Source organism: Desulfobacter hydrogenophilus, assembly GCF_004319545.1.
Lineage (GTDB): Bacteria > Desulfobacterota > Desulfobacteria > Desulfobacterales > Desulfobacteraceae > Desulfobacter > Desulfobacter hydrogenophilus.
Map to the genome: position 1 here is coordinate 4,879,856 of NZ_CP036313.1, position 16,717 is coordinate 4,896,572.

11 protein-coding genes, 1 tRNA gene and 3 pseudogenes are annotated in these 16,717 nt (G+C 43.3%); 5 read left to right on the forward strand and 10 right to left on the reverse strand.

The features are described 5' to 3' along the window. Nucleotides 1-5: 5 nt before the first annotated feature. The 6 genes from EYB58_RS21705 to EYB58_RS21735 form a co-directional block, all read right to left on the reverse strand. A complete protein-coding gene (locus tag EYB58_RS21705; RefSeq protein ID WP_242637479.1) occupies nucleotides 6-2,105 on the reverse strand; it encodes a DNA translocase FtsK in 2,100 nt (699 codons plus the stop codon). An 812-nt stretch (nucleotides 2,106-2,917) separates the two neighbouring features. Then, on the reverse strand, nucleotides 2,918-4,258 hold the full coding sequence (locus tag EYB58_RS21715) for an N-acetylmuramoyl-L-alanine amidase (RefSeq protein ID WP_111959289.1): 1,341 nt from the start codon (nucleotides 4,256-4,258) through the stop codon (nucleotides 2,918-2,920). 180 nt (nucleotides 4,259-4,438) lie between these two features. Then, nucleotides 4,439-6,424, reverse strand: coding sequence for a CHASE2 domain-containing protein (locus tag EYB58_RS21720; protein WP_242637480.1), 1,986 nt, complete (start codon nucleotides 6,422-6,424; stop codon nucleotides 4,439-4,441). A gap of 21 nt (nucleotides 6,425-6,445) precedes the next feature. After that, nucleotides 6,446-7,036, reverse strand: coding sequence for an OmpA family protein (locus EYB58_RS21725; protein WP_111959290.1), 591 nt, complete (start codon nucleotides 7,034-7,036; stop codon nucleotides 6,446-6,448). Nucleotides 7,037-7,050: 14 nt separating this feature from the next. Next, entirely contained in the window at nucleotides 7,051-7,491 is a 441-nt protein-coding gene (locus EYB58_RS21730) for a FecR family protein (protein ID WP_111959292.1), read from the reverse strand. A gap of 323 nt (nucleotides 7,492-7,814) precedes the next feature. Further along, nucleotides 7,815-8,192, reverse strand: a complete 378-nt coding sequence (locus EYB58_RS21735) for a pyridoxamine 5'-phosphate oxidase family protein (RefSeq protein ID WP_111959293.1) — start codon at nucleotides 8,190-8,192, stop codon at nucleotides 7,815-7,817. A gap of 245 nt (nucleotides 8,193-8,437) precedes the next feature. Between EYB58_RS21735 and EYB58_RS21740 the strand changes: the two genes are divergently transcribed. From EYB58_RS21740 to EYB58_RS24955, 4 genes and pseudogenes are all read left to right on the forward strand, one after another. After that, nucleotides 8,438-8,524: transfer RNA gene (locus tag EYB58_RS21740), tRNA-Leu, on the forward strand. A gap of 824 nt (nucleotides 8,525-9,348) precedes the next feature. After that, the gene (locus tag EYB58_RS21745) at nucleotides 9,349-10,965 is read left to right on the forward strand and encodes an integrase catalytic domain-containing protein (RefSeq protein WP_111960835.1); all 1,617 of its coding nucleotides are present in this window, start codon (nucleotides 9,349-9,351) and stop codon (nucleotides 10,963-10,965) included. Nucleotides 10,966-12,363: 1,398 nt separating this feature from the next. After that, nucleotides 12,364-12,549: pseudogene (tnpA, locus tag EYB58_RS24950) on the forward strand (IS200/IS605 family transposase). 78 nt (nucleotides 12,550-12,627) lie between these two features. After that, nucleotides 12,628-12,732: a transposase gene (locus tag EYB58_RS24955; protein ID WP_423201848.1), complete on the forward strand. Its 105-nt coding sequence runs from the start codon at nucleotides 12,628-12,630 to the stop codon at nucleotides 12,730-12,732. A gap of 184 nt (nucleotides 12,733-12,916) precedes the next feature. Here the strand turns inward: EYB58_RS24955 and EYB58_RS21760 are convergent, their stop codons facing one another. The 4 genes and pseudogenes from EYB58_RS21760 to EYB58_RS21775 form a co-directional block, all read right to left on the reverse strand. After that, entirely contained in the window at nucleotides 12,917-13,927 is a 1,011-nt protein-coding gene (locus tag EYB58_RS21760) for a virulence RhuM family protein/type II toxin-antitoxin system death-on-curing family toxin (RefSeq protein ID WP_111958877.1), read from the reverse strand. A gap of 89 nt (nucleotides 13,928-14,016) precedes the next feature. Beyond that, a pseudogene (locus tag EYB58_RS24960) lies at nucleotides 14,017-14,885 on the reverse strand (IS4 family transposase); the annotation flags it as partial. Nucleotides 14,886-14,921: 36 nt separating this feature from the next. Next, nucleotides 14,922-15,257 (reverse strand): annotated as a pseudogene (locus EYB58_RS24965) (GntR family transcriptional regulator); the annotation flags it as partial. Between the two features lie 472 nt (nucleotides 15,258-15,729). After that, on the reverse strand, nucleotides 15,730-16,098 hold the full coding sequence (locus EYB58_RS21775; protein WP_111958883.1) for a VOC family protein: 369 nt from the start codon (nucleotides 16,096-16,098) through the stop codon (nucleotides 15,730-15,732). Between the two features lie 334 nt (nucleotides 16,099-16,432). Here EYB58_RS21775 and EYB58_RS21780 point away from each other — a divergent pair, with 334 nt between their 5' ends. Then, complete coding sequence (locus EYB58_RS21780) at nucleotides 16,433-16,618, forward strand: hypothetical protein (RefSeq protein ID WP_111958885.1); 186 nt, start codon at nucleotides 16,433-16,435, stop codon at nucleotides 16,616-16,618. The last annotated feature ends 99 nt before the right edge of the window (nucleotides 16,619-16,717 follow it).

The following is a 16,717-nucleotide window of genomic DNA, read 5'->3' on the forward strand; positions in this document are numbered from 1 at the left end:
TCAAATCAGTCAATATTCCCAATCACCTGGCGGGGCCTGACACCGTCGGAAGAGGCGACGATCCCCTGTTTTTCCATAAGATCAATGATGCGTGCGGCCCGGTTGTAACCAATCCTTAAGGCCCGTTGCACCCCGGATATGGATGCCTGGCGTGTGGATATAACAAAGTCCAGGGCCTGCTGGTACTTTTCATCATACTCATCATCGTCAAATACCACTGCGTGCTGGGGTTCTTCTTTTTCCGTGATAACATCCGTAATGTATTCGGGTTTTCCCTGGGCCTTGACAAATGCTGTGATGGCGCTCAATTCCCGCTCGGACAGATATGTGCCATGGACCCGTTTAAGCCGTGCCGTACCCGGGGGCACAAAAAGCATGTCGCCCCGGCCCAGAAGGGTTTCCGCACCATTGGCGTCAATGATGGTCCTGGAGTCGGTCTTGGAAGACACCTGAAAGGAAATCCGGGTGGGAAAATTGGCCTTGATAATGCCGGTGAGCACATCCACGGAAGGTCGCTGGGTGGCCAGAATCATATGGATGCCTGCAGCCCTGGCCATCTGGGCAATGCGGGTCAAGGAAAATTCAATATCCTTGCTGGCGGTCATCATCAGATCTGCCAGCTCGTCAATAATCACCACAATATAGGGGAAGGGGGTAAATTCCTCGTCCATATCCGACAGGTCAGTGGTCCGGATTTTATCGTTATACTGCTCTATGTTCCGCACATGAAGCTGGGCCAGCTTCTCATACCGCTGTTCCATTTCCCTGACCACCCATTGAAGGGCAATATTGGCCTTTTTCATGTCTGTGATCACAGGCGTAATCAGATGCGGAATATCGTTGAACAATGAAAGTTCAATGCGCTTGGGATCAATCATAATGAACTTAACCCGGTCTGGGGTGGATTTATACAAAATGCTGCAGATCATGGCGTTAAGCGCCACGCTTTTGCCGGTTCCCGTTGCCCCGGCAATAAGCAGATGGGGCATTCTTTCAAGTCCCACCACCACGGGTTTTCCAATGATATCCTTGCCCAGGCAGATGGGTGCAGGAGAATTGATTTCATCAAAATCGGAAACGCCCACGATATCCCTGAAAGGGACAACACACATGGCTGGATTAGGAATCTCAATGCCAATGACATCCTTGCCCGGAATGGGCGCCACGATACGGATACTCAATGCACTTAATGCCAGGGCCAGATCATCGGCCAGATTCACGATCTTGCTGATCTTGATCCCCGGGGCGGGCTTGTACTCAAAGGTGGTGATCACAGGACCCGGCAGCACCTCCATGACTTCGCCCTTGATGCCGAAGTATCCCAGTTTCTGCTCCAGCAGCTCAGCATCACGTCTGATAGCTTCATGGTCTACAACGGTTTGCTGACCGCCCTTTTCAAGAAAATCCAGGGAAGGCAGGCCGCTCGCGCCACCACAATTGTCCTGAACATTTCCCCGGGGTAAGGACTTGTTTACCGGCTTAGTTGAATCCGGCCGGACAGAATCTGTAAGTTTTACCTTTTTTTCCGGTGTCTCCAAAATGTTATGCTGGACATCTCTGGCCTTTTTCAAGGTATCCAGGACCTGTGTTACCAAAGGCCCGGGGGTAACTTTTTTTTGCACTGTTTTTTCATCGGGTTTCTCTTGGTCAGACGCTTTCCTATGAATATCGGTTACTTCGGATGTAGGCAACGAAGGCGCACTAAACTCAAGGGTCAAATCGAAGATATCATTATCTTGGTTGACTGGCGGCTTTTTTTCATCGAATTTTACAGGTGTTGGCTCTGGAGAGTCAGGCGCATCAACAGGATTGCCGGGACGAATTTTAAGAGTTTCATGGGCTCTAAGCAGTTCATCATATCTGTTTTGAAGTTTGACATACTTGTCTGCCAGGTTCAGATTAGCCAACAACAGCTTGACGTATGGAGTGGGCTTATTTTGTCGGCCAAGAGCATTGTCGGCTTTTTCCATTTCACCGGTCATCGTCTTTGCAATACGTTCGGCATCACCCTTCCCGGTCTCCCCGCTGATCTGAAATTTATACTCTCCGCATTCGGTTCTCAAACACAAAAAATTTTTTTCTAAACTGTAATTCTTATTTTCCACGCTAAATAACACTTTCCTGGGATAATACGCATGAACATCGACCAACACGGACACAACCGGTCAGCCCTTATCTACTCTTTTAAAAATCCAACCCGTTGCCATTAATCTTTCATTAAAACACACCTATCACGACCGCACAGGTTATATCATAACCTATACTGGGATTCCAGGCAGTTCAAACATTTTGCGTTTTTCCTTTAAAACAAAAACTTGCCCTAACGGGATTTGAGTTTTCCCATATCAATCGTTCTTCGGGTGTGATATTGGTCCTGATAAAATACATCATAGATACCCCTTTGATAAAATCAGAATTAACGACTTTATTATTATGAAAAAAAATACTTTTCAAATTCAATCCCTTGATAATGATAACAAAAAACTAAAACTGTCGCCGTTTGGCCGTCTGTTCCGAATTTTTGCCTCATGGTTCGGATTTACCGGCCTTTATGCAGCTTTTTCGGTCTGTCCCTTCTGTGGGCAACAGGGGTGCCCTGTGGGTATGGCATCGGCTGGCACGGTAGGGGCTTTTTTGGCCTTATGCCTCCAGGACTGGAAGCGGCTTTTCGCATATATCAAAAATCGTTTTATGGCATTGCGTAAACCATGAGATAAAGCGGCTCAGGAAAAAACGATTTTCAGTTAGGCTTGGGATCAGATTAAAATCGTCCAAATATAACTTAAGATTTTAAGTTGTATTCAAGGCGCGTTACTGTAATCATATTGTTCCTGATGTCCAGTGACGCAACGCAGAAGACGGCTTAAAAGGCAAGTCATATGGACGGTTTTATTTTGCGTGCGAGCCTTACCGGCCATTAACCGGCAATTGGCAGGTAAACACCTGTTCCTTTGGGCAAATCGCTGAAATTCGGAACCCTGTTACCCGGAACCGGCCCCCGGCCCGGAATATGGTAAATGGTTCCCGGATCTTTGAACTTTGCACCGGCAATCCTATAGGCAGTTTTAGATTTTGTAACGTTAAAGGGGCCCTTATACCCCACCAGCAGACGGGTGCCTGGCGGCAGATCATCCCAGTCCGAAATCACGCGCCCGTTTAAAATCCGACCAGAGGGAAGAAAATAAATGGTGGAGGCAGCATGGTAAGCCCCGCCCGCATGGGACCAGGCCGTCATCCGCCCGGAAATAATTTTTATGATGCTTTTAGTCTGTTCACGAACTTGTTCCGTCTCCTGGTTGAGCAGCACCTTTGTACCCGCAGGCACACGGTCCCAGCCCCAATTTAAAGCGACCCTGTCACCGGCCAGGGTTTTTCCGCCGGGCAGAACGTAGACTGTGTTCGGGGCATCATAATCTTCACCGGCAATGGCCCAAGCAGAATTCTGTTTTGAAATCACATCAGACACCAGGGATTGGGGCACTTTTTTCTCGGTAGAAACAACAGCACCGGGGACAGGATAAAAAACCTGGGCCAGCATGGGATCCGGTGTAAGGCGACCAGCCTTGACATCAGGATCAAACGGCCAGGTTGGCCCGAGCCCTGCCCGGGTTCTGTCAAAATTTTTCGCACATCGTTTACGCCCCCTGTGATTTTTGGAAAACCATCGATTGGGTCTGCCGTATGCAATCTGGCTGTGGGTCAAAATATCTTTATCCTGAAGGCCATAGGCCCGTTTAAGGATAAACAACAACACCCCCGCAGATGCGTACTGGCTGGTGGTCAGGGGAGCATAGTGGTAGCCGATAAATTCAATGCCCACCGAAATATCGCTAACATTGGAGACCCCGTCCCACATGGACAGGCCGGCATGATCCGCCCTGTATTTTTTATCCAGAATTCTGTAAACCGTCCCGTTCCTGGCAACAACATAATTGGCATGCCCGCCGGGTGTGGTACGGCCGTTTTCAAACCGCTTTCCCCTGGAAACCACCCGTAAAGTACTTTTCAGTCCCAACTCGGACGTATGCACGATGATCAGCCGGGTTTTGGGACGCACCTTTTTTTTAAATCGCGGATTAATCCGGGAACGATAATCAATAATACGATTCTGGAAACGGACAAGGTCCGAACGGGAATAGGTTTCTGCAGCCCGGCCCGGGGCCGTTGTCAACAGCATGACAACCAGTATCAGGGCAATGAACGGCACCAAGGCGGAACCCTTTGAGAAAGGAAATTTTACATAAGGTTCAATATTCATAGGCTAAAATTATATCAACACAGGTCCGATATTGCAAAGGCCCTCCGTATAAAAAATAAAAAAAGAAAGATTTTGTATCCAACATTTATAAAAAAGTCCCAATAAGTTATTAAGTTACTTTCATGTTTTTTTATGTGTTGAGTCTGGGGATCGATAGACCAGGCCAACCCATGGCTGTTATCATAAATCTTTATGCCTGGCTGCGATTAATTTAATCGTATCTTCTATAGCGAAAAATCCATCTATAAATTGGGGATCAAACATGGACCCTCTCCCCACAAGGATGATGTTCATCGCTTTTTCATGGGAGAAGGCAGGTTTATAACATCGTTTACTAATCAGCGCATCATAAACATCACAAATGGCCATGATTCTGCCACAAAGTGGAATGTTTTCGCCACAAAGACCGTCCGGGTACCCCTTACCGTCCCACCGTTCATGATGCGAGCCGGCAATCAGTGCGCCCATTTTTAAAAAATAATTACCCTGATCATTCCTTCCGGTTCTTTGAAGCGTATCTCTTCCAATAGAAGAATGGGTTTTCATAATTTCAAATTCTTCATCAGTCAATTTACCGGGCTTTAATAAAATTCTGTCCGGGATACCGACTTTACCGATATCATGGAGCGGTGAAGCGTGGTAAAGCGTCTCAATATAATCATCCGTCAAAATATCCGGGAATAATCCGGACTTTTTTAAATGAACGACCAAGGCCCTTGCATACTTTTGGGTTCGCACAATATGCTGTCCGGTTTCCGGGTCACGTGTTTCAACAAGGCCAACAATGGTTTTTATGGTAAATTGCTGGGCTTGAGCCAATTTTTTAAACCAGGCGAAAGAGGCTTTCCTGGCGCCTGTAAAACGCACAAAAGAGGTAAAAACAAATGTAAAAACCGTTAAAATAAATGGCAGCACAGGAGAAATAAACACGGATATTTTAATAAAACAAAGCAAGCTTGATATCAACAAAATACTGCCCCAAACCATGGTTCCTGCTAAAAGAACCATAGGAGAGGCTGAAAAAAAAAGCAGAAACATCATGAGAATGCCGGTGAACATTAAGCCCCCGGAAATAAAAGCGTGTGACCAGATGGGTTTAATCACCTGACGATTTTCATAAATACTGCTTAATATGGCTGCATGGATTTCCAACCCCGGGTAGCTTGGGTCAAAAACAGTATGATGGATATCATTCAAACCGGTTGCAGAAGACCCGATAAAAAGAATTTTACCCTGGATGTCAGCCGGGGAATAGTTCTGATTTAAAATATCAGCAGCACCGATAAATTTATGAGCTCTGCCCGGACCGGAGAATCTCATATGGAGATATCCGTCCCGTGTTATTGGTATCTTGTATTTATCTGCTTTTATATAAAGACCAAAAAAATTTTCTAATACTTCTAATTTCTTAACATTGTGGGCTTTTAAAAAAGTCGAAAGAGATAGATTCGTAAACGTTTGACCTTTCAATGAAATCAAAAGGGGCGTAGATCTTAACAAACCATCCATATCCGATTGACTGTTAAGGAATCCGGTATACTTAAGCGCCGTTTCAATTTGCGGGGTATTGGTCAGAACGCCTTCAGCCTGATTGGCGTTTAAACACCCTGATTTATCAACAACATCGAAAGGAACGCGTAAAGGGGATGCTTTTTTGTTGAAATGATCAAAATAAAAATACCTGGCACCTACGATATCAGCCTGCCTGAAAATATGCGCCAGGTATAAATCGTTATCCTGCATTGCAGGCGGGACCCCTGTAAATCCAAGATTAAGGGCGAAATCTTTCCGGAATTGCAGTTGAATATTTTTCAGTGAGCTGCGGTCCGGTTCAGGAAGCAGTATATCAAGCCCCATGGCGGCAGGTTGATTGTCGAACAACTCTTTGACAAGTTTAGCCAGCAAGTATCTGGGCCATGGCCACTGCCCGACGGCTGATAAGCTGGTTTCATCAATATCGATAATGGTGATCCGGCTTGATACGTTTCCCGCTGCGGTGGTTTGAAGCAACAAGTCATAAAAAAAATTATCGGCGTTTTTAAATACGGCGCGTTGGGTATATGCGCCTATACACAGAACCAGTGTTATGAATAAAACAACCGTAAGTTGCCACCATTGTGACATACTGCTCCGGAAAGCGTTTTCAAAATCGGCTTCGGCTTTCAAAAAGACTCCGCGTCTATGCGTCTACTTGACCATTATTTCAACTCTTCTATTTTTTTCTTCTGATACATCGTCACCCGTAATCACTAAAGGATCATTTTCACCGTGGGAGGTAACCGACATATTTATCAAATTGATATTTGCATCTTTTATAATTTTTTCCACGACTTTGGCCCGGTCCAGGGCCAGCTTATAGTTATAATCTGCCTTACCCTTGGAATCAGAGTGGCCAATAATACTGATCTCAGAGGGTTCCCGCTCTTTAGCTAATCTAAGTACATTGTCAATTAACGCGGCAGACCCAGGTTGCAAACGATCCGAGTCAAATTCAAAATAAAGAAGAATAGAGACCGGTTTTAACGGTTCTGTCTGAAAAAGCGTTTTATATTCATTCTCAACTTTATTCTTTTCAATTATTTTTGTATCAATTTTTGATTGTGCTTTGCCGACCGTTGCGCAGCTATACGGTTTTTCCAGCGTTATGGAGGACGTGTCATTTGCTACAATGACAGCACCTGCTTTATTATCCTGTTCAGGCAAAAGGATTACAGTGGTTTTCGCGCCACAGGAAAAAAGCAAAAGAATGCCCGGAAAAAAAAGAATGTAGCGAATCATGTTATGTGCCTTTCTTAATCTACCTGAATAATAAAATGCGTTCCCCTGGTGCCGACAATGGCATTTGGCGTCTCTAAAGAGACTTTATCCGACGAAAGTTTTCCAATTCTGCCTGAATTATAAATGGCTTTTCCCTTTTTAAGATAAAGGTCAAAGGCATATGCATTTGCTTCAGGGTCAAATATATAGTCCTTGATGTTACATTCCGTATTCTGGCCTACGGCAATAGTTGTACCGTCCGTAAATATAATGCCGGCTGAGCTGTCAGCTTTTGTAATTAATACATCTGATTTAAAAATCGGATTCCCTTCAGCCATCGCAACGATCGTTTCGCCCCGTTTAATTGAAACATCGCCGGAAACTTTTTTAAAAAATGCAACCTTTCCATCTTGAGCGAATGCCATTGCACAACATCCAACCATAAAAATCATAACAATCGTTATAAGATTTTTCATGAATTCCCCGCACTAATTTAGGTCAAAAGTGATGAATATATTTAATCTACAGTTGTTATTTTTAAAATGCAATTTTAAAATGAAAATTCAATGGAATGTATTTCCCATTTTTTTCAAAATATATCTGCAGAGAAGATGCAATGAATATGAACAGTTGTTGCTGCGGCCACAGTACATATCGCCACAAGTATTCAGATGATTGTTGCTGCCGAAGAGACGTCGGCCACCATAAAAGACGAAAACAGGGCCGAAAAAATCCAGTTTCAGCGCACAGGCGCTGAAACTGGATTCGCTTTGTTAGGGGTACGGACACCATTAAATTGCTATAATAATTTCTCAGCGCCTTTATAAACCTCTTCAACCTTTAGTGCGGCGGCACCGTGGCCTGGGTGTTTTTCAGGATTCCACGTTTTCATATCGTCAAACACAGGCCCCTGGGTATGGTACTCAAGGATGCCTTTGACCTGATAGGATGTGTTATCCGAAGTAATGAATAAAATACAGGCCTTGGATCCGGCTTTAATGTTTTCCATGGTTTTGGAAAAATAGTTGTTGGCCACAACCAGAGTCTGCTCATCATATTTGCTCACGCAGGTCGCATAAATGGCATTGGGTACGCCATCCTTGTTCACGGTGGATAATATAACAGGGCCTTTGTGGCTGTCCCATGCTTTGCTGGTTTCTTCAGGTAATTCAGGCATATTTAATCTCCTTTGGTTTAAATTTGTTTGCCTAACCCGGCAAACTGTTCACATGAAATAGATGTACAACGCCGTATTTATAGCACATACCGTGCCTGCCATCCCCCGATCGCTTTTTTTAGGCGCCGGAAATCGAAAGCACCCTGACAAAAACTTAAAAGTCGGCATCGGAAAAAAATATTAAATTTAGGAGGGAAATTTGGGATTGACAAGCAGGCACAATTCCATTAAAAAAAGGGCTCTAAGCCGGAGTGGTGGAATTGGTAGACGCAGAGGACTCAAAATCCTCCGGGCGCAAGCCCTTGCGAGTTCAAGTCTCGCCTCCGGTACCAAAATAAAAACAAGGGGTTAGCCAAACTGGTTAACTCCTTTGTTGTTTGAGCATTAAAAAAAGTAAGCATGTTGTAAGCAGTAATTTTTTTTTGTTTCTTCTGCATCATGCACCCCATTTACCTGTGGGCTTGATCAACCGGACCAAGCCGTCCATAGCTTCAAATCCATAATCAAACATAGCCTGTGCAATTGAATCTCGCTGCCCCCTGTCATGTCAACCATCTTATCCAGATATTCTCACTGCACTGGCGCCAACTTCACCACCAACGTATCTACCGGCGCATGCTCTCCAAGCCGCTTGCAAAGGACACGTTCAACAGCCTCCTGAACAGCTTGGGATCGTTCAGCGTCAAGCTCGATGTCTCCATAATTCGTTTGGATACACTGCATTGAAGATGTCTATTTTGCATGAGGTTTGCAGGCGCTTAACGCTGCTTTTCCGGTAACGTGGCTTATGTGCGGATAGCAACAGGGGGGATGTATTTTCGATTTCGGCGGGCCGTCATAAAACTTAATAGAAGCTTAAATCCACACCAATGACACGCTCAAGGCATTGCATCAAAGTTGGGTACTTCAATTTACTAAAATCATACCCCGGTTGGATTAATTCGGCGGGCCAGACGTATCCCATAAATTCGACCCTACCTATTGGCATGCGTTTAACAAAGCGGTTGATTCTACTCTGCAACTGATGAACGTCAATTATAATTCCCGCCCGCATTGAATCGCACAAAATGTAACCGCACTGTATCTATTGCCTCACGAATAATGTTACCCAAAACAGATTATAAAAATATGTGGAGGGTAGATTGTGAGGTCACTAATGAGTTTTCAAGCAAAAAGAGAATTGTTGGCAAATGTTGCTCCCCGATATAGGGAAGAAAATAAGAAGCACAAATCAGTTATTTTGAACGAATTCATTTTAGCAACTGGATACTCGCGTAAATATGCAATCCGGTTACTGTCTTTAAAAGAGTTACCGGTTGTGAGAAGAATTAAAAAGCCACGGCCAAGAATTTATAACAGTGACGTTCAAGAAGCATTGAAAATTGCCTGGGCGGCTTCAAACTATATCGCCTCAAAAAGGCTTGCCCCGTTTTTGAAGGATCTGGTGCCGACTTTGGAACGTTACGGACACCTTGAACTTAACGACGAAACCCGTTCTCAACTTATTTCAATAAGCCCCGCAACGATTGACCGAATTTTAAAACCAATAAGAAACAATGGCCTGAATATGAGTACAACCAAACCCGGAAAACTTCTTAAACATCAGATTCCGATAAGAACATTTACTGATTGGGAGGAAGATGAGCCTGGTTTTTTTGAGGCTGACCTGGTAGCACATTGTGGCTGGAGCATGGAAGGAGAATTTCTTTATACATTGGTTTTGACAGATATCGCCACAGGTTGGGTCGAGTGTATTGCTCTACCATACCGCAGTGGTTCTGCTGTTATTCATGCTTTGGATAAAGCCCAGGAATTGATACCTTTTCCAATATTAGGGATTGATACTGATAACGGAACTGAGTTCATCAATACTGAATTGATCCGTTATTGCGAAAAAGAAAAGATAACTTTTACCAGGGGAAGAGCATATAAGAAAAACGATCAGTGTTATGTTGAGCAGAAAAACGGAATAGTTGTAAGGCAGATAGTCGGGTACGATCGTTTTGAAGGTCACCATGCTTATATGCAACTCTCTGAGTTATATCGGGCAGTACGCCTTTATGTGAATTTCTTCCAACCTTCAATGAAGCTGAAAAAAAAATGGCGAGATAACAGCAAAATAAAGAAAACATATGATGCTGCACAAACCCCATTTCAAAGGTTGAAACAAGCCGTCCAGATCCAAAAGGAAACAAATGAAAAGCTGGAATTGGTAAACTATTCTTTGGATCCGGTTCTTCTGTTAAAGCAAATTCAGTTTTTACAGGATGCGCTGTGGAAACATGTAACTTTGGCGAAACAACCTTCCTCCGGTAAAAATGAAGATAGGCAGCCTCTATACGGTTTTAAATTACCATTAACTACGGAAGAGCCTACTGAAAAAAACAATGACAATTTGATTTTAGAACCTGGCATTATAAAAAGGAGGCAGTATAGGAAAACGGAAAAACCGCGTGCCAAGCACTGGTGGCGAACCAGGAAGGATCCTTTTGAAGATGCTTGGGATGAGGTCTGTTCATGGTTGGAGAATGATCCTGAAAAGACCGCCAAATCAATGCTTTCAAAACTTCAGGAAAAATATCCAGGACAATACACAAAGGGGCAGCTGAGGACTTTACAGCGGCGGGTCAAAGCCTGGAGGGAAAAAGCCATTATTACATATGATGATAATCTTTTAAAACGTAATCCTTTGGCTGAAGATACCAGAATCGGGGACCTCAAAGCTATAACAGTGGATACCCAAAAAATGGAAAAGGGAAAGCTTACTGTATAATAACGGTACGTTTGGAACTATATAAACAATGTCAGTGCTATGGTGCTAAAATAATGAAAAAAAAAGATGATGATATTCATCCTGTACCATCAGAAAGCATCATCGTAACACATGACAGGGCCGGCTTAGTGGAAAATCCCCTTTAATATCAAAGGGATGATAAACTGTCATTTTTTATGCAAAAATCACCTATTTTTTTTGTAAAGCGTATTACAGTTATCTAAAGCGCTGAATTGGCGACACTCTTGAAGCATTTATATTAAAAAGGAGAGGATATGCGTGGCGGATATAGAGGAAAACTAAAACCGAAGTTGCCGGCACATCTAAAGCGAGTTCGCGTGAACGCTCGAATTCAGCAGTAGATGCTTGATGAGCTCAAAAGAAGAGGTGAGGTTGGGATAGTTTTGGAATCTATATTGATTGAAGCCGGTTTTAAGTATCAACCAGAAAAATGAAGAAAGACTGATACCCTTGGCAGCCCTACGGAATATTTGTTTCGCACTATGGTGCGACCCCTTCAGGGGGACCCTACCGGGGGTTTCAGATTTAGAATCTGAAAGCAACTGGACTCCGCTGCGCTCCGGATTAGGCCCAGGTCAAAACAGAAAGGCTTGGTTTAATATGCTTTTTACCTTCAAATACCAGCCCCTTTTTTAAGGGAGCACTACACGAGTCAATGTTTTTTTCGGTTTCCAAAAATCTTTTTCCCTTGGCCGCTTACAAATGCCATGGTTTAACCAAAATCATACTTCACCGAAAAAAGCCCTGGAAGGAAAAAAAGATTTTCGGACCCTCCGAAAAAAACATTGACTCGCTCCGCTTATCCCTTTTTAGGGGCGTGGGATTTGAAGGAAAAAAGCTGCTGAAACACGAGATAGCGGGATAGAAATCAAAATAGCAAGGGTAATCTGGCAAGAAAGAAGGTCGTTATCATCAAATTTGACAAAGGATTATAGAAAAATGTAACTTAAAAAAAGTCAAAATCGGTCTTGACATTGGGTCCACTTCATATCAACCTGAAAATACAAAAAGGCAACGTAATAAAAAAGTTTGATTTTAATACAGAAGTCAGTATGTTAAAAATTGAATAATAACCCAGAAATAATACCCTCTTGTCGGTAACATTATTCGTGAGGCAACAAATCAGGTATGGTATGATTTATTCATGAGGCAATACGAGGGGAAAAAATAATTGTCGTTGATCACTGCAACATAAATTCATCTCCTGCAATGATCCTGATTGCTTTAAATTAAACCTCTGGCTATGCCAGAGCGACTCTAAAAGTCCGACAATTCCAGCGTGATTAAAAAAAGTGATATAGCTTCATCCTCAGGAACGTCCCTAAGGGGGGAGAGGAAGAAGCTATGAAAAATTGGCAAACATTATAACGCGTTAAATTGGACTGTAAGTATCACATAGTTTTTGTGACCAAATATAGACATAAAACCATATATGGGAATATACGAAGAGGGATTGGGCCTATTATCAGGTAATTATGCGATCAAAAAGCACTTGAGTTACATGAAGGGCACGCAATGCCTGATCATGTCCATCTTTGTTTTGAGTGTCCCTCCCAAATTTAGTGTTTCCAACACGATAGGCTTTATCAAGGGCAAAAGTGCAATACGGATACATAGAGAGAGCTGCTTCATACCAAGCGGATGACAGGTTTAAGCTTTTGGGCAAAAGGTTACTGTGTCGATACCGTAGGACTTGATGAGGAACTTATCAAACGTTATATCCGTGATCAAGATAAAAATAGTTAAGAACATAAAATTTAACCAATAGCCCCCATCAGGGGCTTTCCTATCACAACGCCCCCTTCGAGGGGGCTTCCTCATACTACCCGCTATGCGGGTATAGCAGGTGATTTAAAATCCCCAGGAAAGGCGGCCAGGAAACCGCCTGTTCGGTCCGGGTAATTAAGCCGGACCTATCCTAGGGAAAGGATTAGGTGGTTTTTGATTTAGATTCACAAAGTAAATTCATGATCAGTTTTATTATCGTTTCCTTTTGGTTCGGGACTGATTCTGCCACTAGCAACGTTAATGCAGCCAGACCGGTATCATTAATCACTGGTTGCCCGGCAGTATCCAATAACCGTCCGTTCCGATGTAGGAAGTCCACAAACAAAAAAGCCCCACTTCGTTTATTGCCGTCAATGAACGGATGATTTTTAACAACAAAATATAGAAGATGTGCGGCCTTACTTTCAACGGTAGGATAGGCAGGCTCTCCAAATACGGTTTGATCCAGGTTCCCAAATATTCCGGCAATACTGTCAGCCCTGGAAGATTTTGCAAAAAAATTTGTTGCCTCTCCCCGAGCGATCAACTGTGTTTTCAATTCTCCCAAAGCGGCTATGGCATCGATCGGGCTTGGCAGGTTCCCACCTGTATGCCCCTTGGGGTCTTTTAAAAGACCTTCATCATACTGCTGGAGCCAGAGAAATGTTTGAGTATACCGCCCCATGATATCTACCAGGCCACGCCCCATATCAGATGCAAGGCCAGGTGTCTGAGCAGCTTTTCTGATCAGGTGCAGTGCCTGTTCAAGTTCAGCAGCATTTTCTTGAAATCGCTGTCGGTTTATTGTGTATCCTTTTACCAGGTATTCTTTGAGGCGATGAGTAGCCCAGATACGAAACTGGGTGGCAATTTTGCTTTTCACCCGATATCCTACGGATAAAACCATATCCAGATTGTAGTGATCAAGATTGCGTTTTACCTGTCGCTGCCCTTCATTTTGAACTGTTCGGATTTTCCGAATAGTTGCCTCCCGATGCAATTCTCCTTCGTCATAAATGTGCTTAACATGCTCGTTTATGGTGGGTGTGGTAACCTGGAACAATCCTGACATTTGCTTTTGAGTCAGCCACAATGTATCGCTTTCAAGGCGTACTTGAATTTGGGTCTGGCCATTGTCTGCTTGATAGATTTCAATCTGCCCGGTTTCATTCATTGTCTAAGCCTTTTTCCTATTGGTCATAGGAATGACATTATCAGCGCTTGCAATTATAGCCTGTTCACTCAACTTTCGGAGGAGTAAATTTATACCCCCAATAATTCCTCGGAACCACTTGAAAAGCCAAAATACTTAAGAGCTTGACCCATCACCTGATCAAGCAGCTCCTGTACCATACGCCCGCTAAAATCAAACAGTCGCCGAATATTTACCAAAGCTAAACGCATGATCCGCTCCAAAGAAACCATAAAAGATAGATTGTTCATCTCATCATTACAGGCCCTGAAAAGTTCCCCGAATGACCTTTGATCCACACATTGCCGCTGATAAAGGCTGAGCATGTTATATCTGGCAATAACAAGAGATGTATGAGCGATCAGGCCATCGCAGTTCCTAATTTGTATTCCTTTGACCAATTTCAGGTGTTACTTGCACATTTTGAAAAAGACTTCGATATCCCAGCGTTTGCCGTACAGACGAATGATTTCTTCATTAGGGAGGGACAGATCTGTCGACAGAAGTGCCAGTCAGCCAGGTTTTTTATCACAAGAAACAAAAATAATTTTTGCCTGCTTGCCGTTGGAAAGAGCAACAATCGCTTGGGCTTTGAACTTTGCTCGTCCTCGTTTTTTCTTCTATTTCCCATAGAGGTCGGACAGCTAAGCTTTTTGCCTTGATATTCATAACACCATTTTGGATGATCTTTCAGCATGCATATGACGTGTATGTGTTCGCGCAAATCTGCTATTACTGATGGCATCGAAAACCAACTGTCCATTAAGACGTGCTTAGCCCGGACACCCTTATCAAGGGCTTTTTCTACCATCGGTACGAGATGGGCCGTGGATTTTGTAACCGCTTCCTGGCGGCGATGATATCCGCAGGTCCTTTTATCAATATCAGGATTGATTTCATTGTATCGATTCTTTTCGTCTGCAGATGATAAAAGGGCAAAAGACCACAGCCGGTAGGTCAGGGCATAAAGATGCTCGGACATTTTAGCCAAAAACGGGTTGTCCGCAGCCTGATGAAATATCTGTTTGTTTTCCATGTCAATGCTGGACAATTTCTTAGGCGCTTTTTCCGACTTCAAAGCACTGCATTCAGTCTCAAGTTTCTTGAATCGCTGAATTTGGTCTGATGACATCCGGGCAAAGGCCATGGCGCCGATCACTAATTCAAGTTCCAGGCGGAAAAGAACAGTACGCAAAGGGGTGCGGCTTACGCCGAATTCAGCGGCCAGTTCCTGTTCCTTGAGAATGGTTTCCGGTTCACAATCCAGGTGGATGATCCGGTTTTTTAATGTGTTATAGATCTCTTTATTCATTGGAGCTCTGCTGGATTGGCGACATTGAACTGGAATACGCCTGATAAGGCCGCATTGCCATGACCACCAATCATATTCCGCGTTTCCACGTCATGGATGATAATATGGCCATGGTCACCTTCAAAGATGCGACCCTCTTTGAAGGTGTCGTTCTTGGGGGATGATCGCACATATTATTCTGCCGATAACAATAGCCCCCAAGCAGGACAGCCTATAGCGTATTCAAGACCAGGTGTATAGCCTTTGGATCGCAATCATAAATTGTCCAGGCATTGATCTCTTCCCCTTGCCTAAAGCCATGGTAAGGACCGTAAATTAAATAAGCTGGGCAGAAATAACGCCGAATGTTGGTTCATCTACAAGGCGCATTAAAGGTTGAATAGCAGGCCTATTGGGCCTTTAATTCAACGAAGGAGATGGGCTAAAAGGCAAGCTATTTCGTTCAAGTTATTTAATCTGCGGTCCTAAAGGACTATCGTACAGGCACGACCTCAAGCCAGTACCCGTCTGGGTCATTGATAAAATAGATACCCATATCCTTATTTTCATAGCAGATACACCCCATTTTTTCATGCAGGGCATGGGCTGCATCGAAATTATCTGTTTTGAATGCAATGTGAAACTCTTCATCACCGAGATCGTAAGGCTCTTTTCTGTCTTTAAGCCAGGTCAGTTCCAGTTTATTGGCAGACTGATTATCCGTCAAAAACACAATAATATAGGAACCGTCTGTGGCCGTTTTTCTTCTCTGCTCCTTAAGACCCAGCGCTTCCTCATAAAATACCATACTTTTTTCCAGGTTCAGTACGTTGATATTAAAATGATCAATTGTAAAACCCATATTTATGTTTTGCTCCCAAATTAAAAAAATTAAAACCCCTCGCTGTATAGATCTGTCGACCGTGGATCATTTTACAGTGACGAGAAATAGTGTCATAACATCACCATAGGGTGATCTTTGCGTAGGGTCAACAGAAAAAGAACACCTAATTATCGCAATAATATTAAATTTATTTAACAAAAAAAGTCATAAAAAATCAGGGATTCCCCGATTGATTTGTCCGATATAGTGCTGATATTATGTTTTGCATCTATGTGAAAGAGGAAAAAACACAAAAAAATAATCAATTTCCTCTACACAAAACCCTTAAAGATTGACACAGGGAGGAAGGCAAATGATTGAAGTAACTGAAACCCAGGTACAAAGTGATATCTTTGATTTTCTTAGAATCATCGACGATAAGATCTTAAGACTTAAAGGGGCTGACGAGATCGATTCAGGCTCAAACTTCAGCTTGCATGGCATCCATCAGTTAGGTTCCGTTATTAAATCCGAAACGGAAATTAAAGAAAAAGCCTAATTTCCTATTCTCTCTTCTAATAATTTTTCTTTCTGATATTCCGGTGCCGCTAAAAAGTTCCTTTTTAGCGGCACCGGAATATTTTTTTCTAAATAGTTT

Bases quoted from the DNA above. Each gene is read 5' to 3' on its own strand.
- EYB58_RS21715 (WP_111959289.1), bottom strand. From the start codon at position 4,258: ATGAATATTGAACCTTATGTAAAATTTCCTTTCTCAAAGGGTTCCGCC.
- EYB58_RS21725 (WP_111959290.1), bottom strand. From the start codon at position 7,036: ATGATTCGCTACATTCTTTTTTTTCCGGGCATTCTTTTGCTTTTTTCC.
- EYB58_RS21730 (WP_111959292.1), bottom strand. From the start codon at position 7,491: ATGAAAAATCTTATAACGATTGTTATGATTTTTATGGTTGGATGTTGT.
- EYB58_RS21735 (WP_111959293.1), bottom strand. From the start codon at position 8,192: ATGCCTGAATTACCTGAAGAAACCAGCAAAGCATGGGACAGCCACAAA.
- EYB58_RS21745 (WP_111960835.1), top strand. From the start codon at position 9,349: ATGAGTTTTCAAGCAAAAAGAGAATTGTTGGCAAATGTTGCTCCCCGA.
- EYB58_RS24955 (WP_423201848.1), top strand. From the start codon at position 12,628: ATGACAGGTTTAAGCTTTTGGGCAAAAGGTTACTGTGTCGATACCGTA.
- EYB58_RS21760 (WP_111958877.1), bottom strand. From the start codon at position 13,927: ATGAATGAAACCGGGCAGATTGAAATCTATCAAGCAGACAATGGCCAG.
- EYB58_RS21775 (WP_111958883.1), bottom strand. From the start codon at position 16,098: ATGGGTTTTACAATTGATCATTTTAATATCAACGTACTGAACCTGGAA.
- EYB58_RS21780 (WP_111958885.1), top strand. From the start codon at position 16,433: ATGATTGAAGTAACTGAAACCCAGGTACAAAGTGATATCTTTGATTTT.